Below are 26,068 nucleotides of genomic sequence, written 5' to 3' on the forward strand. Positions count from 1 at the left end.
ATATAAGCATATGACAGTCAATGCCGCCCACCCTACACTGAATTCCAGCGACACACGACCCACACGACACACATTGATCTGGAGAACGGGGACCATATGGCTGATATTCATCTCACCTACCTCAACGGCCGGGATATTGCGCGCCTGGAAATGACCGACGCCGAAATCATCGACGCGGTGGAGCTGGCACTGATCGCGCAGGGCAACGGCGAGACCGTGATCGAGCCGCGCGTGCACCTGATGCCGGATCCTGCCTTCAACGGCCACTTCAACGTGCTGCGCGGCTACGTGGCGCCGCTGGGGCTGGCCGGCGTCAAGGTCGTCGGCGATTTCGTCGACAACTACAAGCTCGGCCTGCCTTCCGAGATGGCCATGCTGAACCTGTTTGATCCGCGCACCGGCATGCCGGTCGCGGTGATCGACGCTACCTTCATCACCGATGCCCGCACCGGCGCGCTGACCGCGCTCGGCGCCAGGCACCTGGCCCGCCGTGACAGCAAGGTGCTCGGCCATATCGGCGCGCGCGGCACCTCGTACTGGAACGTGCGCCTGCTCGACAGCCTGTATGACTTCGACGAGATCCGCGTGCATTCGCGCCGTCCGGAAAGCCGCAATGCCTTTGCCGCGCGGCTGGAGCGCGATCTCGGCAAGAAGATCGTGGTGACCGAGGACTGGGAATCGTGCGTGCGCGGCGCCGACATCGTGGTCGAGGCGTCGCGCCTGGAACGCCCGACGCCGATGCTCAAGACCGAATGGATCAAGCCCGGCGCCTTCGTCGTGCCCTACGGCACCATGAGCGCGGTCGAGCTGTCGCTGACCGACATCATGACGCGGATGGTGGTGGACGACTGGGGGCAGTGCAAGGGCGGCATGTTCGGCTCGCTGCGCGCGCATGTCGAAGCGGGCAAGCTGTCGGAACAGACGCTCTACGGCGAACTTGGCGAGATCGCCGCCGGCCGCAAGCCTGGCCGCCAGAGCGACGACGAGACCAACCTGTTCTGGCATCGTGGCCTGTCGCTGAGCGATATCGCGCTGGGACACGCCATCCTGAAGAAGGCCGAGCAGCGCGGAGTGGGCCAGAAGCTGGTGTACGCATGATAGCCAATGCCCGCATGTACGCGGTGACGCCGCAGGCCGAGGAGGCATGGCGCGCATTGCTTGCCCGCGTGTCCGAGCGCGCGGGCGTGGCGTTGCCATATGTCGAGCATCCCGCGCCGGCGCCGGTCAGCGCGTTGTGGGCACGGCCGGACTGCGGCTGCGTGTTCATGTGCGGCTATCCGTACGCGAGCGCGCAGGTGACGCCGCATTTGCTGGCGGCGCCGGTGCCGGCACTGGCGCGCTACGACGGGCAGCCGGTCTATTTCACGGAATTCATCGTGCGCGCGGATGCGCCGGTGCAGTCGCTGGCGCACACTTTCGGCCAACGGCTGGCATGCATGTTGCCTGAGTCCAATTCGGGCTATAACGCGCCGCGTCACTACCTGATGCGGCTGGCACCGGCGGGTACGCGGGCGCTGTACCGGCCCACCGCCATGCTTACGCCGACGCCGCGTGAGGTCATCGGTGCCGTGCTCGCCGGCCAGGCCGAGGTGGGTGTGATCGACAGCTTCGTGATGGACCTGCTGCGCCGCTATGACCCCTGGCTTGCCGAGCAACTGAAGACGCTGGCGCTGACGCCGCCCACGCCAATCCCGACGCTGGTCGCATCGGCGGGGGCCGATCCGCAGCAGTGTGCGCGTGTGCGCGCGGCACTGCTGGGCCTGCATGAGGATGCCGCGGGTACGGCGCTGCTTGCCATGTTGGGGCTGGCGCGCTTCGTCGCGGTGCAGCCCGCCGACTATGCCTGCCTGCCAGCGATGGCGAACGAAGCGGACCTGGCCGGCTTTGCGCTGACCGATGCCGCGGCCGGCGAGCAGGGCATGGGGTAAGCAACGCATTGGACCGCACACGGCCAAGGACGATAACAAGACTGCCGGCGCGGTGGAGGAGCCATTGCCTGATCACTGCCACATTGGGGAAACCGTCATGAAATCCGCTGTGAATGCCGCTGTGAATCCTTTCGTGAATCCTGACATCCGGCGCCTTGCCATGCATTGCCTGTTCGCTTGCGCGGCAGCCTGCGCGACATGGTTCAGTGCGGCTGCGGCCCATGCCCAGCCGCCGGCGTATCCCGCCAAGCCGGTGCGTATCGTGGTGCCGTTCGCCGCCGGTGGCCCTGCGGACGTGCTGGCCCGCGCCGTCGGCGAAGGCATCGCCAAGGCTACTGGCCAAAGCGTGCTGGTCGAAAACAAGGCCGGCGCCGCCGGCACCATCGGTGTCGACATGGTGGCCAAGGCCGCGCCCGACGGCTACACCATCGCGCTGGTGCCGGTCGGCAATATCGCGGTGAATCCCACCCTGATGCCGAACCTGCCTTACAAGCAGGCTGACCTGGCGCCGGTGGCAATGCTCGCCACCGCCGAAAACGTGCTGGTGGTCAACACGGCGATGCCGGCCAGATCGCTGGCGGAACTGCTCAAGCTCGCCGCGCAGAAACCGGGCGAACTGAGCTTCGCCTCGCCCGGCGCCGGCAGCCAGGCGCACCTGGCCGGAGAGCTGCTGCAGCTCGATGCCAACGTCAGGCTCAACCACGTACCGTACAAGGGCGTGAGCCCGGCAATGACCGATGTGGTCGGCGGGCAGGTGACGATGATGTTCGCGCAGCTCTCCGCGGCGCTGCCCTATATCAAGGCCGGCAAGCTGCGTGCATTGGGCGTGGCCAGCGCCAGGCGCTCGACGGTGCTGCCCGATGTGCCGACGATCGCGGAGCAGGGCTTCCCGAAGTTCGAGGCGGTGTCGTGGTATGCGCTGATGGCGCCGGCGGGGACGCCGCCTGAGGTCGTGCGCAAGCTCAGCCAGCATGTCGACGCTGTGCTGGCCGATGCGGCACTGAAGGAAAAGCTGGCGACACTGGGGATGGACGCGGCGGGCGGCACGCCGCAGCAGCTGGCGGCGACGATCCAGAAGGAAAGCGTGCGGTGGGCTGGGGTGATCAAGCAGCGGCGTATTACGATCGACTAGCCGTCTTCACGCTGCTGGCTTGCCAAAAAAAACGGGGAGCGAAGGCTCCCCGTTTTCTTGATGCCAGAGCTATCACCCCAGCAACAACGCATCATCATCCAGCTGCTCATGCCGCGTCTGCTCGAACATCTTCAGCAGGTCCGGCACATCCAGTCCCTTGCGCTTGTCGCCCGACACATCCAGCACCACCTGCCCCTGGTGCAGCATCACCGTGCGTTGGCCATAGTCCAGCGCCTGGCGCATGCTGTGCGTCACCATCATCGTGGTCAGCTTGCTTTCCTCGACGATGCGCGCGGTCAGTTCCAGCACGAACGCGGCGGTCTTCGGGTCCAGCGCGGCGGTGTGCTCGTCCAGCAGCAGGATGCGCGACGGCTGCAGCGATGCCATCAGCAGGCTGACCGCCTGGCGCTGGCCGCCGGAGAGCAGGCCGATGCGGTCGGTCAGGCGGTTTTCCAGGCCCAGGTTCAGCAGCCGCAGCTTCTCGCGGAACAGCTCGCGCGAGGCGCGGTTCAGCGCCGGGCGGAAGCCGCGCCTGGCGCCGCGGGCCATCGCCAGCGCCATGTTCTCTTCGATCGTCAGCGCCTCGCAGGTGCCGGCCATCGGATCCTGGAACACGCGCGCCACCAGCGGGGCGCGGTCCCATGCCGGCTGGCGCGTCACGTCGGTGTCATCGATGGTGATGCGGCCCGAGTCGACCATCTGGTCGCCGCTGATCGCATTCAGGAAGGTCGACTTGCCGGCGCCGTTGGAGCCGATCACGGCGACGAACTGGCCGCTAGGGATCTCCAGGCTGAGGCCGCGCAGCGCCCGCGTCTCGATCGGGGTGCCCGGGTTGAAGGTGAGCTTAAGGTCTTGTGCGCGCAGCATCTCAGGCACCTCCGTTCTTGCGGGCAAACAGCTTCTTGCGCGTGGCCGGCAGCACCAGCGCGATCGTCACCAGCGCGGCGGTGACCAGGTTCAGGTCCTGCGCCTTCAGGCCGATGAAGTCGCTGTTCAGCGCCAGCGCGATGAAGAAGCGGTACAGGATGGCGCCCAGCACCACGGCCAGCGTGGTCCAGATCAGGCGGCGCGCCGGCAGCACGGTTTCGCCAATGATCACCGCAGCCAGGCCGATCACGATGGTGCCGATGCCCATCGAGATATCCGAGCCGCCCTGGGTCTGCGCGAACAGCGCGCCGGCCAGTGCCACCAGCGCATTGGACAGCGCCATGCCGGCCAGCGTGGCGCGGCCGGTGGCAATGCCCTGCGCGCGGGCCATGCGCGGGTTGGCGCCGGTGGCGCGCATCGCCAGGCCCAGTTGCGAGCTGAAGAACCAGTCCAGGCCGAGCTTGGCGATCACCACCACCACGAACAGCACCAGCGGGCGCAGCACGTAGTCAGGCATCCATTCCGGCTGCAGGATGGTGAACAGGGTCGGTTCGGTGATCAGCGGCACGTTGGGGCGGCCCATGATGCGCAGGTTGACCGAGTACAGCGCGATCATCATCAGGATACTGGCGAGCAGGTCCATGATCTTGAGGCGCACGTTGAGCCAGCCGGTGATCCAGCCAGCGAGTGCGCCGGCGGCGATCGCGACCACGGTCGCCAGGAACGGGTCCTGGCCAGCGGCGATCAGCGTCGCGGCAACGGCGCCGCCCAGCGGGAAGCTGCCGTCAACGGTCAGGTCGGGGAAATTGAGGATGCGGAAGGAAATCAGCACCCCGAGCGCCACCAGGCTGAAGATCAGGCCGATCTCCAGGGCGCCCAGAAGGGAGAAAAGGGACATGGGGGAATCCTGTTGCGGGGGCCGGCGGCTACCCTGGCGCCGGTTTGGGGGCGGGGCGGCAGGGCGGCCCGTGTGGAGCCGTCCGCCGCCTCGCCCGGTCTGCGCCTGCCGCGCCGGGTAGGCGCGCCAGGGCGCCGCCGTGTTGCGACGGCGGCGGGCTGTGCCGTGATTACTTGATGACCGTCTTGGCTTCCTTGATCAGCTCCGGCGACAGCGTGGCACCTTGCTTGGCGGCGGCGCCCGTGTTCACGAACAGTTCCAGGTTGTCGCTGGTCTGCGAAGCGATCGCGCCCGGCTTCTCGCCCTTCAGGATGCGCACCACGACCTTGCCGGTCTGGTGGCCCAGGTCGCCGTAGTTGATGCCCAGCGCGGCCACTGCGCCACGCTTGACGCTGTCGGTATCGGCGGCCACCAGCGGGATCTTCGATTCGTTGGCGACCTTGACCAGCGACTCATACGCCGACACCACGTTGTTGTCGGTATTGGTGTAGATCACGTCGACCTTGCCGATCAGGCTCTTGGCGGCCGGGCCGATGTCCACGGTACGCGGCGCGGCGGCTTCCTTCAGCGTCAGGCCTTCCTTGGCCAGCAGCTCCTTCAGTTCCTTGACCACCACGACCGAGTTGGCTTCGCCCGGGTTGTAGACCATGCCCACGTTCTTGGCCTTCGGCACCACGCGCTTGATCAGGGCGACCTGCTTGTCCAGCGGCAGCTTGTCCGACACGCCGGTCACGTTGGTGCCCGAAGCGGCCCAGCTCTTGACCAGCTGCGCGGCGACCGGATCGGTCACGCCCGAGTACACCACCGGCACCGTCTTGGTGGCGGCGACCACGGCCTGCGCCGACGGGGTGGCGATGGCAACGATGGCGTTCGGGTTGTCGCCGACGAACTTGCGGGCGATCTGCGCCGCGGTGCCGGTGTTGCCCTGGGCGCTCTGGTATTCCCACTTCAGGCTCTTGTCGGCGTCATAGCCGGCCGCCTTCAGTTCGGCGCGCACGCCGTCGCGGATGGCGTCCAGCGCGGGGTGGTCGACGATCGACAGCACCTTGACGGTCTGGGCTTGCACGGCACCGCCGTACAGCAGGGCCAGCGCCACGGCGCCGCCCAGGATCGACTTGGTTGCTGCGAGACCCTTGATGGACTTCATTGTCTGTTCTCCCCCGAATGCTCGGTTCTGGATGAAAGCGGCCGCGGATGGTTCGGTCCGCTGTCCTGGCGCGCGTCCGCGCACTGGCGGACGGTGCCGGTCCGGGACGTGCGCGGCGGCTTCCTGCGGCGGGAGGGAGCGTGCGCGGGCGCGTCGGATGCGACAGCGATAAGCCTGCGAGGATACCACTTCTCGCGCACGAAATGCGTAGTCATCATGCCAAAGCGCGGCATCCGATGCTGTCAGACGCCCGCTATCGGCCATCCAGGCGCATATTATTGCGCGGGATTCGTGATTTCCTTGTGGATTACCCCGATTGCGGCGATCACATCTTCATGCAATTGCGCATCCCAGGCGTCGAGGTTTTCCTCGAGCTGGGCCAGGGTGGTGGCGCCGATGATGGTGCTGGCCGCGAACCAGCGCGAGTAGCACCAGGCCAGGGCCAGCGTGGCAGGGGTCATCCCGGCACTTCTGGCCAGTTCGACGTAGCGCGCCGACGCTGCCATGGTCTCGGGGCGCATGTAGCGCGGGCTCCAGTCGGGCGAGAAGCGCGACAGCCGGCCCTTGGCCTCGGGATTGAACACCGGGCTGGCCATGTCGCCGGCCAAATACTTGCCGGTCAACTGCCCGAACGCCAGCGGGCTGTACACCAGCAGGCTGACGCCGGTGCGGAAGCAGGCCTCGTCCAGCCCCTGCTCATAGCTGCGGTTGACCAGGTTGTACGGGTTCTGGATGGTGGCGATGCGCGGCAGGCCATGCTGCCCGGCCAGGCGCACGAACTCGGCCACGCCCCACGGCGTTTCGTTGGACACGCCGACATAGCGGATCTTGCCCGCCTTGACCAGTTCGCCCATCACTTCGAGCTGCGCCTGGATCGAGGTGCATTCGCGCTCTTTCTGCGGGTCGAAGCTCAGCTGGCCGAAGATCGGCGCATTCCGTGCCGGCCAGTGGATCTGGTAGAGGTCGATGTAGTCGGTCTGCAGCCGGCGTAGCGATTCATCCACCGCGGCGCGGATGCCGGCCGGGGTCAGGTCGTCGCCGTTGCGGATCCAGGGCATGCGGCCCGGGCCCGCCACCTTGGTCGCGAGCACCACGCGGTCGCGTGGCTGGCGCTTCAGCCAGGTGCCGACGATGCGCTCGGTCTGGCCGTAGGTCTCGGCGCACGGCTTGACCGGATACATCTCGGCCGTGTCGATAAAGTTCACGCCGCGCGAGAAGGCGTAGTCGAGCTGGCTGTGGCCGTCGGCTTCGGTGTTCTGCTCGCCGAAGGTCATGGTGCCCAGGCAGATGCGCGATACCTGCAGGTCGCTGTGGCCGAGTCGGATGGTTTCCATGGCGTTTCCAGTGGGGGCGATGGAGAAGGCTTAGCGGCGCAGCGCCGCGGCGCAGTCGCGCACCAGCGCCGGGCCGCGGTAGATCAGGCCGCTGTAGACCTGCACCAGCTTCGCCCCGGCGTCGATCTTGGCGCGCGCATCGGCGCCGCTGAAGATGCCGCCCACGCCGATGATCGGCACCGCATCGCCGACCACGGCGTGCAGCGCGCGCACCACGCGCGTGGAGGCCTCGAACACGGGTCGCCCCGACAGGCCGCCGGCTTCCTCGGCATGCGGCAGGCCCTTGACCGCCTCGCGCGAGATGGTGGTGTTGGTGGCGATCACGCCGTCGATCTTGTGGCGCACCAGCGCGTCGCCGATATTGCCGACCTGGTCGGCATCGAGGTCCGGCGCAATCTTCAGCGCCAGCGGCACGTAGCGCTTGTGCTGGTCGGCCAGGCGCTGCTGCGCGTCCTTCAGCGTCGACAGCAGGCTGTCCAGCTCGCTGGCGCCTTGCAGCTGGCGCAGGTTCTTGGTGTTGGGCGACGAGATATTGACCGTCACGTAGCTGGCGTGCGGATAGACGCGCTCCAGGCAGTACAGGTAGTCGTCGTTGGCGCGCTCGATCGGGGTGTCGGCATTCTTGCCGATGTTCAGCCCCAGCACGCCACCCTCGGCCTTCCAGCGCGATGCCTTGACGTTGGCGACAAAGGCATCGACGCCGCCGTTATTGAAGCCCATGCGGTTGATCAGCGCATCCGCCTGCGGCAGGCGGAACATGCGCGGGCGCGGGTTGCCCGGCTGCGCGCGCGGCGTGACCGTGCCCACCTCGACAAAGCCGAAGCCGAGCGCGGCCAGCCCGTCGATATAGGCGCCGTCCTTGTCCAGCCCCGCGGCCAGCCCGACCGGGTTGGGGAAGCGCACGCCCATCACGGTGCGGGGATCGTCGGCGATCTTGTTGCCGATACAGCCGCCCAGGCCCATGCGGTGGGCGCGCAGCAGGTTGTTCAGCGTGAAATGGTGGGCGTCCTCGGCATCCATCGAGAACAGGGCGGGGCGAAACAGGGGGTAGAGCGCGTTGAGCACGGGGCAGCCGGCCGGCGGGGCCGTCACAGAGTGAATTCCAGCCCGGCATTGTAGCGGCTGGGCCGCTTGCCCGGTGGCGGGCTACTCCTGTGCGGGAGGTGTGTCGGGGGCGTCGGGGGCCGCAGCGGCGGCGTCCTTTTCCTCGAAGGCCTGCCAGTGGTTGCCGGTCAGCACCTGCAGCGGCTGGAAGCGTGCCTTGTAAGCCATCTTTCGGCTGTCGGCGATCCAGTAGCCGAGGTACAGGTGCGGCAGGCCGAGCGCATGGGTCTGGCGGATCTGCCACAGGATGTTGAAGGTGCCATAGCTGGCGTTGCGCTCGAGCGGATCGTAGAAGGTGTAGACCGACGACAGCCCGTCGTCGAGCACATCGATCATGCTGACCATGCGCAACCGGCCTGCCTCGGGCGAACCCGGCGGCTCACGGAATTCCACCAGACGTGAATTGACGCGGCTTTGCAGCAGGAACTGCTCGTACTGGTCGCGGCTGTCCTGGTCCATGCCGCCGCCGGCGTGGCGCATCGACTGGTACAGCAGGTACAGCGAATAGTGCTCTTCGACGTAGGTCAGTGGCGCCACCAGCGCCTGCAGGTGCTCGTGCCGGCGCCACGCGCGGCGCTGGGAGCGGTCCGGCGTGAACTGGTCGACCAGCACGCGGCAGGGCGTGCAGGCGTGGCAATCGTCGCAATATGGCCGGTAGGTGAAGATGCCGCTGCGCCGGAAACCGGCTCGCACCAGCCGCGAATAGACGTCGGCATTGATCAGGTGCGCGGGCGTGGCAACCTGCGAGCGCGCCATGCGGCCTTCCAGATAGCTGCAAGCGTACGGCGCCGTGGCGTAGAACTGCAGCGCAGAGAGCGGTAGTTCCTTCAGCTTGCTCATGACTCTGGGGGCTCCGGGCGGGCGGACGGTGAGCGAGGGCGGCGTCCTTCCCTGGATTCAGCCGGCTGGCGCGGCTGGCGTCCCGGCCCAGCGCTCCAGCACCGATTTATCGAACCGCCACGGGTTGATCGCGGGCTGCGCCGCCGCCGCGCGGACATGTGCCACGAACTGCGCGCGGGGGATCGGGCTGGCGCCCAGCGAGGCCAGGTGATCGGTCTCTTGCTGGCAGTCTATCATCGCCACGCCGTGGTTGCCGAGGAAGGCGCACAGCGCCGCGAGCGCAATCTTGGAGGCGTCGGTGCGGTGCGCGAACATCGACTCGCCGAAGAACATGCGGCCCAGCGCCACGCCATACAAACCGCCGACGCGCTCGCCGCGATACCAGCTCTCCACCGCATGCGCCATGCCGTTGCGGTGCAGCGTGCCGTAGGCGGCAATGATGTCGTCGGTGATCCAGGTGCCGTCCTGGCCGTCGCGCGGCGTGATGGCGCAGGCGCGCATCACTGCCAGGAAATCGTCATCGACCCGGATTTCCCAGTCCGCATCGCGCAGCACGCGGCGCAGCGTCTTGCGCAGTGTCGCCGACACGCGCAACGCGTGAGGCGCCAGCACCATGCGCGGGTCGGTGCTCCACCACAGCACCGGCTGTCCGCTCGAATACCAGGGAAAGATGCCTTGCCGGTACGCCAGCAGCAGCCGCTGGGGCGACAGGTCGCGGCTGGCCGCCAGCAGCCCCGGCGCATCCGAATCCGCGCCGAGCGCCTGGTCCACCGGCGGAAAGGGGTCGTGCGGGTCCAGCCAGGCGATCATGCGGGGCTGTGCCGGAAAGGCTGTCGGATGAGCGCCGGTCGGGCGCTCAGGGTGTTACCGTGGCCCGGCTGGTCAGCGGGCGCATGGGCTTGTCGATATCCAGGCTATGCAGCCGGAAGCTGCCGTCCTGCAGCCGGCCGGCGGCGCGGTCGGCAAAAAAGCAGCGCAGCGTGTGGATGACGGTCGGGAACGCGAGTTCGTCCCACGGCACGTCGGCTTCTTCCACCAGCTTGACCTCCAGGCTTTCCTCGCCCGGCGCGATGTCCAGGTCGTCCAGCGTGGCTAGGTAGAACAGGTGGACCTGGTGCACATGCGGCACATTCAGGATCGAGAACAGCTCGCCAACCTGCACGCGGGCGCCGGCTTCTTCCAGCGTCTCGCGGGAGGCGGCCTGCGCTGTCGTCTCGCCGATCTCCATGAAGCCGGCGGGCAGGGTCCAGAAGCCGTAGCGCGGCTCGATCGCGCGCTTGCACAGCAGGATCTTGTCTTCCCACACCGGAATCGTGCCCACGACATTGCGCGGGTTGACATAGTGGATCGTGCCGCAGCTGTCGCAGACGCTGCGCGGGCGGTTGTCGCCGTCAGGCACACGCAACACGACCGCATGGCCACAGTTCGAGCAGAATTTCATGAGGGGCGTCCGGGAGGAATGGCGAAAGTGTATCACCCTCGCGGAGGCGACCGTGGGGCAGTCCGGGGTGCTTGCCGCGCCGTCGGTTGCCTGCCACACCGTGCTGCGAAGGGGCGTGCCAAAAGGCACTCGCTTATCGGCAGGCACCGGCAAGTTCCATCACCGCATCCCGTCTGCGGCAGTGCCTGGTGCTCAGCGCCAAAGTCGGAAAACGCGGGCAGCGGCCGACAGCGCCCTGGCGGCCGAAAAACAAAAAGCCCGCATGCGCGGGCTTTTGTCACTGCCAACCGCCACTTGGAGGTGTAGGCGATTGGTATCGAATCGGTTGGTTGCGGGGGCAGGACTTGAACCTGCGACCTTCGGGTTATGAGCCCGACGAGCTGCCAACTGCTCCACCCCGCGTCCGTCGAAGAAAAGATTATAGGGCAGGCGGTTGCGCATTGCAACACCTGTTTAAAAATAATCCAAAGTGCCGCGCACATCCGCTTGCCTTAACGATTAGAGCGGCGCCAGGGGGTCGAGGTTCAGCCGTTGTCAGGGCTTTCGCTTGTGCGCTGCCACAGGGAGGCTTCGAACTCGAAGCTGTCGCGCTGCTGCAGGTCGTCGCGCTGCCAGATCACGCGGTCGCGGCGTACGGTCAGCATCCAGGTGGTGGTCGCGAGCGGCAGCGGGTGGGCGAAGGCGCGCGGTGTCAGCACGGCGCCGCAGGGTCCATGGAGCGGGTCGCGTACCGAGGTGTAGCGAATCATGCCGAGGCCGGCTTCGCGTGCGACGCGGCCGAAGGCCTGGCAGGGTTCGTGGTGGTCGGGATTGGTCCAGGCGTCGCGGTCGCGGTCGAAGGGCGGGGCGTCGAGCGCGATGCCGTCGGTGGCGATGCGCACTTCGAACAGCGTCTGGGCGCGTGCGTCGATGCGCGGCAGTGCCGGGCTGTCGTTGAGGAAGCGCCAGCGCCAGTAGCCCAGTTCCGCGCAAGCGGTGCGGATCTCCGCCGCACCGTAGAACACGCCCGGGTCCTGGGCGGCGCGGAAACGCGAACCCCAGGGTGACGGCGGGTAGCGAAAGGGGGTGAACAGCAGGTAGTGGAGGTGGCGTGCCTCGATCGGCACGGCGGGTTTGCCGGCATCGAGCACGGCTTCGAGCACAGCCTGTTCTTCGAGGCTGTCGACCAGCGGCATGGTGGAGACAACGTGCTGGGCTTCCACCGCCCGCCACAGCGTGAGCGCGAACTGCCGGCGCTCAGATGCGACCGCGGGTGGCGTCCAGGTAGTGAACGACACGGACCAGGCCTTCCGTTGTGCGGATCATTTCGATGGGCTTGCCGCCCAGTGCCAGGTTTTCATGCGTCAGCCACAGCCGCGCCTGGTCGCCATGGCCGAGGATTGCGTCCAGCGAGCGGAACAGGCGTACGAACAAAACACCGAATTCCCACTCCTTGCGGTGCGCATCGAGCACATAGCCGCCCGATGCCATCCGCGAAACCGAAGCCGTGCTGATGCCCAGTACGCTTGCCACCAGGGCCTGGCTGATGCCAAGGAAGCCGGCGGCGCGCATTACCGCCTTGGTCAGCGTGGTGCCGGGGTCGGGGCCGCCGGCGGGGTCTGTTTCAGGGATCCGCCTGGATTGCATCGCCTTGCTCCTGTTTCTTGGGAAAGATTATAGGCGAACGATTTCAGAAGGGAAGGTATTGACGGAAAAAGAACCCGGCCCGCCGGATGCGGGCGGGCCGGTACTGGTTAGACAGGCGTGCAGGCTGATAGGTCTCGGGCCCTGATGGTCTCGAACTAACAGGTCCCGGCTAGTAGGTCCCGGGCTAGTAGGTCTCGATATGCAGCCGGCCTTCGGCTTTCATGGTGGCTTCCAGTTCAGCCCAGCTGCGGCCGGTGGCGGCACAGATTGCGTCGAAAGCGGCCAGCACGCCTTCCTCCATCCCTTTCAGTCCGCAGATGTAGACATGGCCGTTCGGATCCGCCAGCAGGGCAGCCGCGGCATCGGCGGCCTCGCGGATCGCGTCCTGTACATAGCGGCGCGGGGCATCGGGGTCGCGCGAAAAGGCGAAATGGATGTCGAGGAAATCCTTGGGCAGTTTGAGCAGCGGGCCGAAGTAGGGCAGCTCGTTGGCATTGCGCGCGCCGAAGAACAGCATCCGGCGCCCGCTGAAGTGCGACAGGTTGCGGCGCATGCGCTCGGTCATGGCGCGCATCGGTGCCGAGCCGGTGCCGGTGCAGATCATCATCACGCTGGCTTCGGCGTGGTTGGGCATCAGGAAGGTGGCGCCGAACGGGCCCACCACCTGCACGGTGTCGCCCTTGGCGAGGCCGCACAGGTAGTTGGACGCCACCCCGCGCACCGGCCGGCCGTCATGGTCCTGGTCGACCCGCTTTACCGTCAGCGCGAGGTTGTTATAGCCGGGGCGTTCGCCGTCGCGCGGGCTGGCCACCGAGTACATGCGGATGTAATGCGGCTTGCCGGCGGCGTCGGTGCCCGGCGGCACGATGCCGATCGACTGGCCTTCCAGGATCGGGAAGAAATGGGTGCCGAAGTCCAGCACGATATGGTGGATATCGCTGGACGCGTCCTCGGCGGTGAGCCGGTAGTTGCCGGCCACCGTCGCGGCGACCGGGGCGCGCACGCCGTGCAGGTTCACATACGGGTGCGCCGCCGACCATGGCGCGCGCTGCGAGGCGTGGCGGCTGGTTTCGACCGCCTGGATGGCGACGTCAGGCGCGGCCGTAGCTGGTGCCGCGGCGGCGGTACTTTCGATCGCCGTGTCCAGCTCTGGCAACGGCACCTCAGCCGGCAGTTCGTCCCACAGCAACTGCGCCTCGATGGTGTAGGCGTCGCCGCGCAGCATGGTGCGCCAGTTGTCGATGGCGCCGGTCGGGCACGGCGACAGGCAGGCATTGCAGCCGTTGCAGACGTCGGCCCTGACCACGTAGTTGCGGTCGTCGTGGGTGATGGCGTCGATCGGGCAGGTGTCTTCGCAGGTATTGCAGCGGATGCAGATTTCCGGGTCGATCAGGTGTTGCTTGATGATGTCGGGGGCGCCCATCGCATATCTCTGGTTTGTCCGGTATGTCCGGTTAGTCCGGTTAGTCCGGTATCTCCTTGCCGGCTCGTTGCCAGGCTCAGTTGAAACGCACGTACTCGAAATCCATCGGCTGGCGGTTGATGCCCACCGCCGGCGGCGCAATCCAGTTGGCGTACTTGCCGGGCTCGACCACGCGGCCCATCAGGCTGGCGACAAAGGCGCGGTCCTCGTCGGTGGCGAGCCACTTGCGCTCGTTGGCCTTCCACTCGGCCTCGGAGATCAGCTCACCCTGCGGCGACACATGCACGTTGGCCAGCGTGCCGATCTTGCGGTTGAAGGCCTTGTGCGGCACCGTCAGGCGGAAGGAGATGCCGGCTTTTTCAATCACCTTGTTCCAGCGCGCCACGCCGCCCATGCTGTCCTTGATGTAGTCGTCGCGCAGCACTTCATTGAGCGCATTGAGCATCGGCACCTCGCGCTCTCCCAGGCGGCCGTCGCGCACTTCCAGCACGCGGTAGGCATCGCCCTTGAGCACGTGGTCGTCGGCGCGCTTGCCTTCCTCGAAGCGGCCCTTCAGGCCGGCGCTGTAGAAGGTGGCCGCGTTGGACGACTGGTCGGCGCCGAACAGGTCGATGGTCACGCTGTAGTGGAAGTTCAGGTAGCGCTGGATCGTCTCCAGGTCGATCACGCCGGCGGCGCGCACCTGTTCCGGATCTTCGATGCCGCGCTCGCGCATGACCTCGCAGGTGCGCTGGATCACGCGCGACACGCCCGATTCGCCGACGAACATGTGGTGCGCTTCCTCGGTCAGCATGAAGCGCGTGGTGCGCGCGAGCGGATCGAAGCCCGACTCGGCCAGCGCGCACAGCTGGAACTTGCCGTCGCGGTCGGTGAAGTAGGTGAACATGAAGAACGCCAGCCAGTCCGGGGTGCGCTCGTTGAAGGCGCCGAGGATGCGCGGATTGTCCTGGTCGCCGGAGCGGCGATCCAGCAGCGCCTCGGCTTCTTCGCGGCCGTCGCGGCCGAAGTAGCGGTGCAGCAGGTACACCATGGCCCACAGGTGGCGGCCTTCCTCCACGTTCACCTGGAACAGGTTGCGCAGGTCGTACAGGCTGGGCGCGGTCAGGCCAAGGTGGCGTTGCTGCTCGACCGATGCCGGCTCGGTGTCACCCTGCGTGACGATGATGCGGCGCAGGTTGGCGCGGTGTTCGCCGGGCACGTCCTGCCACGCGGCTTCACCCTTGTGCTCGCCGAAATGGATCTTGCGCTCGGGGTCGGCCGGCTGCAGGAAGATGCCCCAGCGGTAGTCGGGCATCTTGACGTGATCGAAGTGCGCCCAGCCCGACGGGTCGACCGACACCGCGGTGCGCAGGTACACGTCGAAGTTGTGCGAGCCATCCGGCCCCATGTCGCGCCACCAGTCGAGGAAGGCGGGCTGCCAGTGTTCGAGGGCGCGCTGCAGCGCGCGGTCGTCGGACAGGTTGACGTTGTTGGGGATCTTCTGGCTGTAGTCGATGCTCACGGTGTCTCCTCGTTGTACTGGCGCGGCGCAGCGGGCAGGGCGCTACACCCGGTCCCAGTCGAAGCGCGCCTTGTTGCCGGTGCCGAACACCTTCAGTGCGCCGTTCTCGCCGACGGCGTTGGGCCGCTGGAAGATCCAGTTCTGCCACGCGGTCAGCCGGCCGAAGATGCGCGTCGCCATGTTCTCGGCGCCACCGAAACGCAGGTTGGCTTCCATGCCGGTGAGTGCGTCTGGAGACAGGCTGGCGCGCTCTTCCAGCGCGATGCGGATCTCGTCTTCCCAGTCGATATCGTCGGGCGCGGCGGTAATCAGGCCGAGCGAATCGGCGCTGAGCGCGTCGAGCGGCGCGCCAATGTGTTCGCGCACCGCGGTCAGTGCGGTCTCGTCGCCATAGAAACGCGCGGCCAGCCGGGTTTGGCCGTTCGGCATCGGGTAGCGGCCGAAGTTGACCGCGGACACGAAGATACGTGGCGCGTCGTCGGGTGCATCGGGCAGGTGCAGCATGTAGCTGCGGTCGGCCGCCAGCGCCAGTTCGAGCAGCGTGCCGGCGAAGCACGAATCCTGCTCGATCAGCGCGATCAGGCTGCGTGACGACACATCCAGCCGCGCCAGCGTACGGCGCAGCATGCCGATGGTCTCGCGCACGAACCAGTGGCCGGCATTGGCTTCCAGCAGCGCGTCAGCGGCCAGCACCTGAGCCGGATCGCCATCGGTCTTCAGCACCCAGATGCCGATGTCCAGGTGGTTGGTGCGCAGCGTCAGGATTGCGTCGTCAAGCTCGCGCGCCATTTTCAGCGGCCACCATTGCGCGCCGGCCGCGACCACGGCGGCGAGATTGGCGGGCTGGTGCTTGTCCGGGCCGAACACGGTCAGCGTGGCCTTGCGCGCCGCGGGATCGATATGCACGCGCACGGTCTCGTAGCGGTAGCCGTCGGGCTCGACTTTTCGCGACAGCGGCGTCAGCGTGACGCCATGGTGGCCCTGCGGGCGGTCGCTGGTGGCGGCCAGGGCCGCGGCGCGTTCGGCGACATACTCGGCGAAGCGCGCCGGCTTGACCACTTCATCGACCAGTTTCCAGTCCTTGGCGCGCTGGCCGCGCACACCCTCGGTGGTCGTGCAGAAGATGTCGGCATGGTCGCGCCTGACCTTGCGCTTGTCGGTCACCCGGGTCAGGCCGCCGGTACCGGGCAGTACGCCCAGCAGCGGCACTTCGGGCAGGCTGACCGCGGACGAGCGGTCGTCGACCAGCACGATCTCGTCGCAGGCCAGCGCCAGTTCGTAGCCGCCACCGGCGGTGGTGCCGTTGCAGGCGGCGATGAATTTCAGTCCGGAGTGCTCGCTGGCATCCTCGAAGGCGTTGCGGGTCTCGTTGGTGAACTTGCAGAAATTGACCTTCCACGCGTGCGACGACTGGCCCAGCATGAAGATATTGGCGCCGGAGCAGAAGATGCGCTCGCGTGCGCTGGTGAGCACCACGGTGCGCACTTCGGGATGCTCGAAGCGGATGCGCTGCAGCGCGTCGTGCAGTTCGATGTCGACGCCAAGGTCATACGAATTCAGCTTGAGCGCGTAGCCGGGGCGCAGGCCGGCTTCCTCGTCGACGTCCATCGCCAGCGTGGCGACGGCGCCGTTGAAACTGAGCTTCCAGTGGCGGTACTGGTCTGGATGGCGCTCGAACGTGACGGGAACGGGGGCTTCTGCCTGGTTGGCAGGCTGAAGTGGGGCGGTTGCCGGCGCGGACATGGCTGTCTCCTTGATGCACTATAGTGCCTTGCGGCTTTTGATGAAATATAGTGCAGAGGAAGGCGCGGCGCAATGCCTGATTGCCCCGCGCGCGGAACGGCGGGGTGGAGACGGCGGAAAACGGGTCAGGCGCCCGCGGTCTGCAACTGTGCGCGCAGTTGTTGCAGCGAGGTCGCGGCATCCAGGCCGCTGGTGTCGATGGAGATATCGGCGCGGGCGTACAGCGGCGTGCGCGCCTGCAGGATGCGGCGTAGGTCGGCCATGGCTTCGCGGTTGCCTTCCATCGGGCGCATGTCGCCCTGGGCCACCACGCGCGCCATGTGCTCTTCCGGCGAGGTGCGCACCCAGATGGTGTAGCAATGCGCCAGCAACAGGTTGAAGGTGCCCGGCTCCGACACCAGGCTGCCCGGCGTGGCGAGCACCATGCGTTCGTTCTCGCGCAGCGTGCGTTCCAGCGCACGCATCTCGTAGCGGCGGTAGGCGGCCTGGCCGTACAGCGAATGGATTTCGGACAGGCTGGCGCCGGCTTCCTGCTCGATCACGGTGTTCAGTTCGACAAACGGCACGTCGCGCGCTGCCGCCAGTGCGCGACCCAGCGTGGACTTGCCGGCGCCGCGCAGGCCGATCAGCGCGATGCGGCGGTGGCGTGCGTCGCCGGATTCCTCGGGGGCCAGCGCGTGGCGGCAGGCTTCGCGCACGCGCGCGAGGTCCGCTGCCGGCAGTTGCGACAGCCATTGCACCATCTGCGCGAATTCTGTCGCCTGCTGGCCATTGAGGCCGTCCACCTCGGCCAGCACCACCGGCAGCGGCACGTCGAGCGCACCCGCTACCTGGCGCAGCAACAGCACCGAGGCATTGCCGGTACCGGTTTCCAGGTTGGCCAGGTAGCGCTCGGACACGCCGGCGCCGCGCGCCAGGTCCTTGCGCGACATCCCGCGCGAGGCGCGCAGCGAGCGGATGCGGTCGCCCAGTTGCGTCAGGTAGGGATCGCGCTCGCCATTGGCGGCCGGCGCTGACGCTTCCCGGGCGGTAGGGGCGTCGGAATCGGTGGCGGGCAGCGGGGCTGGGTCGCGGCGCATGGGTGTCGGGAGTCGTGTTGACCGGGCGGCGCCTGGACCGCCTGGCAAAAAATGCAAGGGCGCATTATACGAGCAGGCTCGGCGCGTCCTGTGGCGCTTCGGGCTCGCCGCTCAGCGGCGGGCCGCAAGGCGCTGTCTTATAGTGCATCCCCTTGCTTGCATAATAGTTGATATGAAATAAAATGCATCGCAAAGCGGATGCCGGCACCCGACGTGATCCGGACACCGCGACAACAGCGACTCGCCTGGCGCCTGCGCGCAGCTACCGGATTCCGGCGGCTCGCGGCATGCGACACCAAGGAGTGGAGACATGACGCCCCCCAATACTGCCGCGACCGCCGCCGGCGCCGTCGCGGTGCTGCCGCCGCGCTACAACGCCGCCGAAGACCTGCTCTCGCGCAACCTCGAGGCCGGCCGGGGCGGCAAGGCCGCCTATCTCGACGACGCCACTTCGCTGACCTACGCCGAACTCGATGCCCGCGCCCGACGCTTTGCGGGCGCGCTGCGCGATGCGGGGTTCCGGCAGGAAGAGCGGCTGCTGTTGTGCGCGCTCGATACCGTCGATTTCCCCACGGTGTTCCTCGGCTGCCTGCTGGCGGGGGTGGTGCCGGTAGCGGTCAACACGCTGCTGACCGCGGACGACTATGCGTTCATGCTCGGCCACAGCGGCGCCCGCGCGGTGGTGGTATCGACGCCGCTGTTGCCGGTGATGCAGGCCGCGATCGGCAAGAGCGGGCTGGCACCGACGATGATCCAGGCTGCCCCGCATGGCGATGCGGCGCCGGCATGCAGCGTGGGCGCAATGCTGGCGCGCACGCGCTCGCCCGCTCCGGTAGCCCGCACCGGTCCGGATGACATGGCGTTCTGGCTCTATTCGTCGGGCTCGACCGGCCGACCCAAGGGCACGGTGCATACCCATGGCAACCTGTTCCATACCGCTGACCTCTATGCCCGCCAGGTGCTTGGCATCCGCGAGGACGACGTCGTATTCTCGGCCGCCAAGCTGTTCTTCGCCTACGGGCTGGGCAATGCGCTGACCTTCCCGATGTCGGTCGGCGCGACCACCGTGCTGATGGCCGAACGGCCCACGCCGACGGCAGTGTTCCGGCGCCTGCGCGAGCAGCGGCCGACCGTCTTCTGCGGCGTGCCGACACTGTTCGCGGGCATGCTCGCCGCGCCCGACCTGCCCGCGCGCGACGAGGTGGCGCTGCGCGTATGCACCTCCGCCGGCGAGGCATTGCCGCGCGATATCGGCGAGCGTTTCCTGGCGCATTTCGGCTGCGACATCCTGGATGGCATCGGCTCCACCGAGATGCTGCACATCTTCCTGTCGAACCGGCCCGGCGAGGTGCGCTACGGCACCACGGGCAAGCCCGTGCCGGGCTACGAACTGAAACTGCTGGACGAAAGCGGCGAGCCCCCTGCGCCTGGCGAGATCGGCGACCTCTACATCAAGGGCCCGAGCGCGGCGCTGATGTACTGGTGCAACCGCGACAAAAGCCGCGACACTTTCGTCGGCGAATGGACGCGCAGCGGCGACAAGTACCTGCGCGATGCCGATGGCTACTACACCTACGCGGGGCGCAGCGACGACATGCTCAAGGTCGGTGGCATCTACGTTTCGCCGTTCGAGGTCGAGGCCGCGCTGGCGCTGCACCCGGCCGTACTGGAAGCGGCGGTGATCGGCGTGGCCGATGCCGACGAACTGGTCAAGCCCAAGGCCTTCGTCGTGCTGCGGCCTGGCCAGCAATGGCATGACGGCATGGGCGCGGAGTTGCAGGCGTTTATCAAGTCGAGGCTGGCGCCGTACAAATATCCGCGCCAGATCGAATGCGTGCCGGAACTGCCCAAGACCGCGACCGGCAAGATCCAGCGGTTCCGGCTGCGCCAGCGCGAGGAAGCCGCGCGCCAGTCCGGGACAACGCCTTCCTGAAGCGATGCAAGACAACAAGATGCCGATGCCGACCAGCCTGGTGGAAATCCCCTTCGACGAACGCCGTATCCAGATCGAGTACCAGTGGCTGCGCCCCGAGCGCGCGCAGCGCCCGCTGGTGGTCTTCCTGCACGAAGGGCTGGGCTCGGTCAGCATGTGGCGCGACTTTCCGCGCAGCTTCTGCGAGGCCGGCGACTATCGCGGGCTGGTGTTCTCACGCTATGGCTACGGCCGTTCCACGCCGCGCCCGCCCGCCGAGAAGTGGCGCCCCGATTTCATGCACCGCCAGGCGCGCGAGGCGTTGCCGGCGTTGTTCGACGCGCTCGATATCGGCCCTGGCCGCACGCATGGCATGCCCTGGCTGCTGGGGCATAGCGATGGCGGCTCGATCGCGCTGATCTTTGCCGCCAGTTTCCCGCAGGCGCTGGACGGCATCACCGTGCTGGCACCGCATATCGTGGTGGAAGACCTGTCGGTCAGCAGCATCGCCGCCACGCGTCAGGTCTACCTCGACACCGACCTGCGCCAGCGGCTCGCGCGCCATCACGACGACGTCGAATCCGCCTTCTGGGGCTGGAACGATATCTGGCTCGACCCGGATTTCCGCCAGTGGGACCTGCGCCCGCTGCTGTCCGGTTTGAAGGGTCCGGTGCTGGCGGTACAGGGCGAGGACGACGAGTACGGCACCATGGCGCAGATCGAGGGTATCCATCGATATGCCCCGCAAACCACGTTGCTTAAACTCGCGCGATGCGGGCATTCGCCACACCGCGACCAGCCTGAGGCGTTGACGCAGGCCGCGGTTCGGCATATAAACACACATACTTCATACCTAAAATAATTGGGCTTCCCGCCCGCTCCGCAGCGGTCCGCGGCGCAGATGCGCCGACGCAGGCCACGGCAGCGGCAGGGGGACCGGCAACGGTCCAGCGAGCCGCCGGCTTGACCACCAGGAGACAACATGCGTCGCATCACCCCGCGCAGGCTCGCGCCTGCCTGCCTTGCCGTCGCCACCGTGTTTGCCATGGCCGGCGCCTCCGCCCAGACCGCACAGCCGGCGCCGGCTGCACCGGGCGGCAAGATCAAGGTCGGCTTCATGCTGCCGTACACCGGCACCTATGCGGCGCTCGGCACCGCCATCGAGAATGGCTTCCGGATGTATGTGCAGCAGCAGGGCGGCAAGCTCGGTGGGCGCGAGATCGAGTACTTCAAGGTCGACGATGAATCCGACCCCGCCAAGGCCCCGGAAAATGCCACCAAGCTGGTCAAGCGCGACCAGGTCGACGTGGTGGTCGGCACGGTGCATTCGGGCGTGCAGATGGGCATCGTCAAGGTCGCCAAGGAAAACAACACGCTGCTGATCATCCCCAACGCCGGCGTCGACGAAGCCACCGGTCCGCTGTGCGGCCCGAACATCTTCCGCACTTCGTTCTCGAACTGGCAGCCGGGCTATGCGATGGGCCAGGTGCTGGCCGACCGCGGGCTCAAGAAGGTGGTGACGCTGACGTGGAAGTACGCCGCCGGCGAGCAGTCGGTCAAGGGCTTCAAGGAAGCCTTCGAGGCCAAGGGCGGCAAGGTGGTGAAGGAACTGAGCCTGCCGTTCCCCAACGTCGAATTCCAGGCGCTGATCACCGAGGTGGCTTCGCTCAAGCCCGATGCCGTGTTCGTGTTCTTTGCCGGCGGCGGCGCGGTCAAGTTCGTCAAGGACTGGGCCGGGGCAGGATTGAAGGACAAGATCCCGCTGTATGGCTCGGGTTTCCTGACCGACGGCACGCTGGAAGCGCAGGGCAATGCCGCGCAGGGGCTGGAGACGACGCTGCACTATGCCGATGGCCTGACCAACGCGCGCGACAAGAATTTCCGTCTCGATTACGCCAAGGCCTTCAAGCTGCAGCCCGATGTCTACGCGGTGCAGGGCTATGACGCGGCACAGCTGCTCGCGGCCGGTGCCACCGCGGTCAAGGGCGACATGACGCGCAAGGCCGACCTGTACAAGGCCATGGGCGCGGCGAAGATCGACAGCCCGCGTGGGACTTTTACGCTGTCGAAGGCGCACAACCCGGTGCAGGATTTCTACCTGCGCAAGGTGGACGGGCGCGAGAACAAGGTCAGCTCGGTGGCGGTGAAGGCGCTGGCTGATCCGGCGCGTGGGTGCCGGCTGTAAGGCTTTCCAGGTCGCCCGGTCTGCTCCCCGCAGTCATCTCTCCCGCCTGCGGGAGAGGGGCCGGGGGAGAGGGCAGGAGTCTCCACGAAGTGTAGCCACGTCGCATCAGGCAAACGCCGGCCCTCTCCCCCAACCCCTCTCCCGCGCGCGGGAGAGGGGGGCTTGCCACCAGCATGCGTGGCGCTATCGGTTTCTTGATGTATTGCCCGCATGGACATCGTTTCCTTCCTCATCCAATGCCTGAACAGCGTGCAGTACGGCCTGCTGCTGTTCCTGGTCGCCAGCGGCCTGACGCTGATCTTCGGCATCATGGGCGTGATCAACCTGGCGCACGGCAGCTTCTACATGCTGGGTGCGTACCTGGCCTTCACCCTTGCGGGGCTGACCGGCAACCTGTTTATCGCCATCCCGCTCGGCATCGTGCTGGCGGTGTTGTTCGGCTACGTGCTCGAATGGGCATTCTTCAGCTATCTGTACGAGCGCGACCACCTGCAGCAAGTGCTGATGACGTACGGGCTGATCCTCGTATTCGAAGAGCTGCGCAGCATCCTGGTCGGCGACGATGTGCACGGCGTGCAGGTGCCGGCGCTGCTCGACGGCGCGCTGCCGATCGGCAATGACATGACCTACCCGGTGTACCGGCTGTTCATTTCCGCGGTATGCCTGGCGGTGGCCGCGGCCATGTACTACGTGATCCGCCGCACGCGGCTGGGCATGATGATCCGCGCCGGCGCGACCAACCGCGAGATGGTGCAATCGCTCGGCATCAACATCACCGTGCTGTACCGCTTCGTGTTCGCGCTGGGCGTGGCGCTGGCGGTGCTGGCGGGCATGATCTCGGCGCCGGTGTCATCGGTGTATCCGGGCATGGGCGGGCAGGTGCTGATCGTCTGCTTCGTGGTGGTGGTGATCGGCGGTATCGGCTCGGTCAAGGGCGCGCTGGTGGCGTCGCTGCTGCTGGGCTTCGTCGATACCTTTGGCAAGGTGTTCTGGCAGGAGGCGGCCGGCGTGCTGATCTACCTGCTGATGGCGGTGATCCTGCTGTGGAAGCCGCAGGGGCTGTTCAAGGCGGGATGACATGAATCCGACGACATTGCCGGCGCGCCGGCATCCTCGCGGCAATGCCGCACTGCTCGCCGCGCTGGGCTGGCTCGTGGCCTTCGCGGTACTGGCCGTGCTGCCGCTGCTGCTGACCGCGGACAGCCACAAGTTCTATATCGAGCTGCTCAGCAAGGTGATGATCATGGCGATCTTCGCGCTGTCGCTGCAGCTGCTGATCGGCTATACCGGGCTGGTGAGCCTGGGGCATGCCGCGTACTTTGCCATGGCGGCCTACGCCACCGCGATGCTGGCGCCGCAGTCCGGCCCGGGCAACGGCTGGCTGCTGCTGGCCGGCGCGCTGGCCGCCTCCGCGGGACTGGCGCTGGTGGTGGGCGCGCTGGTGCTGCGCACGCGCGGCGTGTATTTCATCATGGTGACGCTGGCCTTCGCGCAGATGGTGTATTTCGTGTTCCATGACACCAAGCTCGCCGGCGGCAGCGACGGCACCTATATCTATTTCCGCCCGGAATTCCCGGTACCGGGCGAGTACCTGCTGACCGTCACCGACGCCACGCACTTCTACTGGCTGGTGTGGATGGGCCTGGTGGCCACGGTGGCGCTGCTGGCGCTGGTGCTGCGCTCGCGCTTCGGCCATGCGCTGGTGGGCATCCGCCATAACGAGCAGCGCATGCGCGCCGCCGGCTATGCCACCTATCGCTACCAGCTTGGCGCCTTTGTCGCGGGTGGGCTGCTGGCGGGGCTGGCAGGCTTCCTCTATGCGATCCAGTTCGGCTTCGTCAACCCGGAGATCGCATCGTGGCACCAGTCGGGCAACGCCATGCTGATGGTGATCCTGGGCGGCGTCGGCAGCCTGGCCGGGGCGGTGCTGGGGGCGTTTTCCTTCGTACTGCTGGCCGAATGGTTCAGCACGCTGACCAAGCACTGGCAGCTGGTGATGGGCGGCTTCATCATCGTTGCCGTGGCGCTGCTGCCGCGCGGGCTGGTCAGCCTGCCTGCGGTGCTGCGGCACGGGCGCCGCGGCAAGACCGGGCGCCACAACGGCGGGCACGGGACCGAAGCCAGCGAGGCCGGCAAGGCCGGTGATGGCAACGCGCGCAAGACGGAGGCCGCATGAATACCCCGGTTCTGCAGGCGCAGCAGCTCACGCGCCGCTTTGGCGGCCTCACCGCGGTGGCCGGCGTCGACCTGTCGCTGTCGCTGCACGAGATCCATGCCGTGATTGGTACCAACGGCGCCGGCAAGTCCACGCTGATCAACATGCTGTCGTGCGAGCTGCCGCCCACGTCGGGGCGCCTGTTCCTGAAGGGTGAGGAGGTCACCGGCTGGTCGCAGCCGCGGCTGGCGCGGCACGGCGTGGGGCGCAGCTACCAGCGCAACAATATCTTCCTGCCGCTGACCGTGCGCGAGAACTGCCGGCTGGCGGCGCAGTCGCGCGCCCAGCGGGCCTGGCGTCTGTGGGAAAGCGCGCAGGGCTGCCGCACCAGCGCAGCGCTGGCCGACGAGGCCATGGAGCGCGCCGGCCTGGCGCAGCTGGCGGACCGCCCCGCCAGCGACCTGGCGCATGGCCAGAAGCGCCAGCTCGAGGTGGCGATGTGCCTGGCCACGCAGCCGGTGGCGCTGTTGCTCGACGAGCCGCTGGCCGGCATGGGGGCAGAGGAGTCGACGCGCATGCTGGGACTGCTGCGCGGCCTGCGCGAGGGCCACGCCATCCTGCTGGTCGAGCATGACATGGACGCGGTGTTCTCGGTCGCCGACCGCATCACCGTGATGGTCAACGGCACGGTGATCGCGACCGGCACGCCCGAGGCGATCCGGGCCAACCGCGAAGTCCAGCTCGCCTACCTGGGCGAGGAAGAAGGCGAGGCCGCATGAGTACGTCAATCAGCATGGCTACTAGCACGCCGACTAGCACGCCGATGATCGAAGCCACCGGCATCAACGCCTGGTACGGCTCCAGCCATGTGCTGCGCGGTATCGACTTCACCGTTGGCGTGGGCGAGACCGTGGGCCTGCTGGGCCGCAACGGCATGGGCAAGAGCACGCTGTTGCGTACGCTGCTGGGACACGTGCGCCAGCGCCAGGGGCAGATCCGCGTGGCCGGCCGGGATATGTCGCGTGCGCAGCCGTACGAGGTGGCGCGCCTGGGCGTGGCCTACGTGCCGGAAGGGCGGGGCATCTTCCCCAGCCTGTCGGTGCGAGAAAACCTGCTGATGGCCGCCCGCAAGGGTTGCAACGGCCGCAACGACTGGGACGAGGCGCGTGTGCTCGACCTGTTCCCGCGCCTCAAGGAGCGCCTGTCGCACGGCGGCCAGCAGTTGTCCGGCGGCGAGCAGCAGATGCTGTCGATCGGCCGTGCGCTGATGACCAATCCTGACTGCCTGGTGCTGGACGAAGCCACCGAAGGGCTGGCCCCGCGCATCGTGCGCGAGATCTGGGAAGTCATCGCCACGGTGCGCGCTACCGGCATTGCTTCGGTGGTGGTCGACCGCAACTTCCGCTCGGTGCTGGCGCACGCCGACCGCGCCGTGGTGCTGGAAAAGGGGCGGGTCGTGCTGGCCGGCCCCGCGGCCGACCTGGCCGGAAAGCCGGAGGCGCTGGATCGCTACCTCGGCGTATAAAGCACTCTGGGTGCCGTATGATGCACAAATGTTGCCCTGCCGCAACGGCACCTGCGGGCGCAAGGACACGCTGTTTTGCTTACACGGGCCTTGACCACCGGCCACTTCCCTCCCATTCTTGCTGAGTCGCGAAAACGGCATCCGAATCATCCGGAGTGGTCGTTAGCTGACAGTTCATCTAGAATTGCGCCGGTTTGTGCAATGCAATAGAACGCTAAGAGCGCCGGA

24 protein-coding genes and 1 tRNA gene are annotated in these 26,068 nt (G+C 67.2%); 10 read left to right on the forward strand and 15 right to left on the reverse strand.

Annotated features, from left to right (window positions below; genetic code table 11):
* Nucleotides 1–96: 96 nt before the first annotated feature.
* From LPA45_RS06270 to LPA45_RS06280, 3 genes are all read left to right on the forward strand, one after another.
* Nucleotides 97–1,098 carry an ornithine cyclodeaminase family protein gene (locus LPA45_RS06270; RefSeq protein WP_317922009.1) on the forward strand — a complete coding sequence of 334 codons (1,002 nt, stop codon included), beginning with the start codon at nucleotides 97–99 and terminating at the stop codon, nucleotides 1,096–1,098.
* The gene (locus LPA45_RS06275) at nucleotides 1,095–1,928 is read left to right on the forward strand and encodes a phosphate/phosphite/phosphonate ABC transporter substrate-binding protein (RefSeq protein WP_317922011.1); all 834 of its coding nucleotides are present in this window, start codon (nucleotides 1,095–1,097) and stop codon (nucleotides 1,926–1,928) included. The genes LPA45_RS06270 and LPA45_RS06275 overlap by 4 nt, the downstream gene beginning before the upstream one ends.
* Before the next feature lie 97 nt (nucleotides 1,929–2,025).
* Complete coding sequence (locus tag LPA45_RS06280) at nucleotides 2,026–3,060, forward strand: tripartite tricarboxylate transporter substrate binding protein (RefSeq protein WP_317922012.1); 1,035 nt, start codon at nucleotides 2,026–2,028, stop codon at nucleotides 3,058–3,060.
* 72 nt (nucleotides 3,061–3,132) lie between these two features.
* On the opposite strand, the gene LPA45_RS06285 is transcribed toward LPA45_RS06280, so the two are convergent.
* From LPA45_RS06285 to LPA45_RS06355, 15 genes are all read right to left on the reverse strand, one after another.
* Nucleotides 3,133–3,927, reverse strand: coding sequence for an ABC transporter ATP-binding protein (locus LPA45_RS06285; RefSeq protein ID WP_116317767.1), 795 nt, complete (start codon nucleotides 3,925–3,927; stop codon nucleotides 3,133–3,135).
* Nucleotide 3,928: 1 nt separating this feature from the next.
* A complete protein-coding gene (locus LPA45_RS06290; RefSeq protein WP_116317768.1) occupies nucleotides 3,929–4,825 on the reverse strand; it encodes an ABC transporter permease in 897 nt (298 codons plus the stop codon).
* 169 nt (nucleotides 4,826–4,994) lie between these two features.
* Nucleotides 4,995–5,972 carry an ABC transporter substrate-binding protein gene (locus LPA45_RS06295; protein WP_116317769.1) on the reverse strand — a complete coding sequence of 326 codons (978 nt, stop codon included), beginning with the start codon at nucleotides 5,970–5,972 and terminating at the stop codon, nucleotides 4,995–4,997.
* Nucleotides 5,973–6,247: 275 nt separating this feature from the next.
* Nucleotides 6,248–7,306 carry an aldo/keto reductase gene (locus LPA45_RS06300; protein ID WP_367394990.1) on the reverse strand — a complete coding sequence of 353 codons (1,059 nt, stop codon included), beginning with the start codon at nucleotides 7,304–7,306 and terminating at the stop codon, nucleotides 6,248–6,250.
* Nucleotides 7,307–7,336: 30 nt separating this feature from the next.
* Nucleotides 7,337–8,371 (reverse strand): quinone-dependent dihydroorotate dehydrogenase, encoded by a 1,035-nt coding sequence (locus LPA45_RS06305; protein WP_116317880.1) that lies wholly within the window; start codon nucleotides 8,369–8,371, stop codon nucleotides 7,337–7,339.
* Nucleotides 8,372–8,452: 81 nt separating this feature from the next.
* Nucleotides 8,453–9,250 carry an arginyltransferase gene (locus LPA45_RS06310; RefSeq protein WP_317922019.1) on the reverse strand — a complete coding sequence of 266 codons (798 nt, stop codon included), beginning with the start codon at nucleotides 9,248–9,250 and terminating at the stop codon, nucleotides 8,453–8,455.
* Nucleotides 9,251–9,307: 57 nt separating this feature from the next.
* Nucleotides 9,308–10,060 (reverse strand): leucyl/phenylalanyl-tRNA--protein transferase, encoded by a 753-nt coding sequence (aat, locus tag LPA45_RS06315; protein ID WP_116317772.1) that lies wholly within the window; start codon nucleotides 10,058–10,060, stop codon nucleotides 9,308–9,310.
* 46 nt (nucleotides 10,061–10,106) lie between these two features.
* Complete coding sequence (locus tag LPA45_RS06320) at nucleotides 10,107–10,691, reverse strand: NUDIX hydrolase (protein WP_116317773.1); 585 nt, start codon at nucleotides 10,689–10,691, stop codon at nucleotides 10,107–10,109.
* Between the two features lie 326 nt (nucleotides 10,692–11,017).
* Nucleotides 11,018–11,093: transfer RNA gene (locus LPA45_RS06325), tRNA-Met, on the reverse strand.
* 122 nt (nucleotides 11,094–11,215) lie between these two features.
* Nucleotides 11,216–11,968: an RES family NAD+ phosphorylase gene (locus LPA45_RS06330; RefSeq protein WP_116317774.1), complete on the reverse strand. Its 753-nt coding sequence runs from the start codon at nucleotides 11,966–11,968 to the stop codon at nucleotides 11,216–11,218.
* Nucleotides 11,928–12,317, reverse strand: a complete 390-nt coding sequence (locus LPA45_RS06335; protein WP_116317775.1) for an MbcA/ParS/Xre antitoxin family protein — start codon at nucleotides 12,315–12,317, stop codon at nucleotides 11,928–11,930. Before LPA45_RS06335 ends, LPA45_RS06330 begins: the two co-directional genes overlap by 41 nt.
* A gap of 184 nt (nucleotides 12,318–12,501) precedes the next feature.
* Nucleotides 12,502–13,740, reverse strand: coding sequence for a benzoyl-CoA 2,3-epoxidase subunit BoxA (gene boxA / locus LPA45_RS06340; RefSeq protein WP_317922025.1), 1,239 nt, complete (start codon nucleotides 13,738–13,740; stop codon nucleotides 12,502–12,504).
* 76 nt (nucleotides 13,741–13,816) lie between these two features.
* Nucleotides 13,817–15,241 carry a benzoyl-CoA 2,3-epoxidase subunit BoxB gene (gene boxB, locus LPA45_RS06345; RefSeq protein ID WP_317922028.1) on the reverse strand — a complete coding sequence of 475 codons (1,425 nt, stop codon included), beginning with the start codon at nucleotides 15,239–15,241 and terminating at the stop codon, nucleotides 13,817–13,819.
* 42 nt (nucleotides 15,242–15,283) lie between these two features.
* Nucleotides 15,284–16,984, reverse strand: a complete 1,701-nt coding sequence (gene boxC / locus LPA45_RS06350; protein WP_317922029.1) for a 2,3-epoxybenzoyl-CoA dihydrolase — start codon at nucleotides 16,982–16,984, stop codon at nucleotides 15,284–15,286.
* A 125-nt stretch (nucleotides 16,985–17,109) separates the two neighbouring features.
* The gene (locus LPA45_RS06355) at nucleotides 17,110–18,063 is read right to left on the reverse strand and encodes a helix-turn-helix transcriptional regulator (protein ID WP_116317779.1); all 954 of its coding nucleotides are present in this window, start codon (nucleotides 18,061–18,063) and stop codon (nucleotides 17,110–17,112) included.
* Between the two features lie 310 nt (nucleotides 18,064–18,373).
* On the opposite strand from LPA45_RS06355, the gene LPA45_RS06360 reads away from it, so the two are divergent.
* The 7 genes from LPA45_RS06360 to LPA45_RS06390 all read left to right on the forward strand — a co-directional run bounded on the left by LPA45_RS06360 (nucleotide 18,374) and on the right by LPA45_RS06390 (nucleotide 25,840).
* A complete protein-coding gene (locus LPA45_RS06360) occupies nucleotides 18,374–19,996 on the forward strand; it encodes a benzoate-CoA ligase family protein (protein WP_317922030.1) in 1,623 nt (540 codons plus the stop codon).
* Between the two features lie 4 nt (nucleotides 19,997–20,000).
* The gene (locus LPA45_RS06365) at nucleotides 20,001–20,837 is read left to right on the forward strand and encodes an alpha/beta fold hydrolase (protein WP_116317781.1); all 837 of its coding nucleotides are present in this window, start codon (nucleotides 20,001–20,003) and stop codon (nucleotides 20,835–20,837) included.
* Nucleotides 20,838–20,957: 120 nt separating this feature from the next.
* Entirely contained in the window at nucleotides 20,958–22,160 is a 1,203-nt protein-coding gene (locus tag LPA45_RS06370; protein ID WP_116317782.1) for an ABC transporter substrate-binding protein, read from the forward strand.
* A gap of 210 nt (nucleotides 22,161–22,370) precedes the next feature.
* The gene (locus tag LPA45_RS06375; RefSeq protein ID WP_116317783.1) at nucleotides 22,371–23,237 is read left to right on the forward strand and encodes a branched-chain amino acid ABC transporter permease; all 867 of its coding nucleotides are present in this window, start codon (nucleotides 22,371–22,373) and stop codon (nucleotides 23,235–23,237) included.
* Between the two features lies 1 nt (nucleotide 23,238).
* Nucleotides 23,239–24,336 carry a branched-chain amino acid ABC transporter permease gene (locus tag LPA45_RS06380; protein WP_317922662.1) on the forward strand — a complete coding sequence of 366 codons (1,098 nt, stop codon included), beginning with the start codon at nucleotides 23,239–23,241 and terminating at the stop codon, nucleotides 24,334–24,336.
* Nucleotides 24,333–25,094 carry an ABC transporter ATP-binding protein gene (locus LPA45_RS06385; protein WP_116317784.1) on the forward strand — a complete coding sequence of 254 codons (762 nt, stop codon included), beginning with the start codon at nucleotides 24,333–24,335 and terminating at the stop codon, nucleotides 25,092–25,094. The genes LPA45_RS06380 and LPA45_RS06385 overlap by 4 nt, the downstream gene beginning before the upstream one ends.
* The gene (locus LPA45_RS06390) at nucleotides 25,091–25,840 is read left to right on the forward strand and encodes an ABC transporter ATP-binding protein (protein ID WP_317922661.1); all 750 of its coding nucleotides are present in this window, start codon (nucleotides 25,091–25,093) and stop codon (nucleotides 25,838–25,840) included. Before LPA45_RS06385 ends, LPA45_RS06390 begins: the two co-directional genes overlap by 4 nt.
* Nucleotides 25,841–26,068 lie beyond the last annotated feature (228 nt).

Origin of the sequence: Cupriavidus sp. Agwp_2, assembly GCF_040784895.1 — a bacterium.
GTDB lineage: Bacteria > Pseudomonadota > Gammaproteobacteria > Burkholderiales > Burkholderiaceae > Cupriavidus.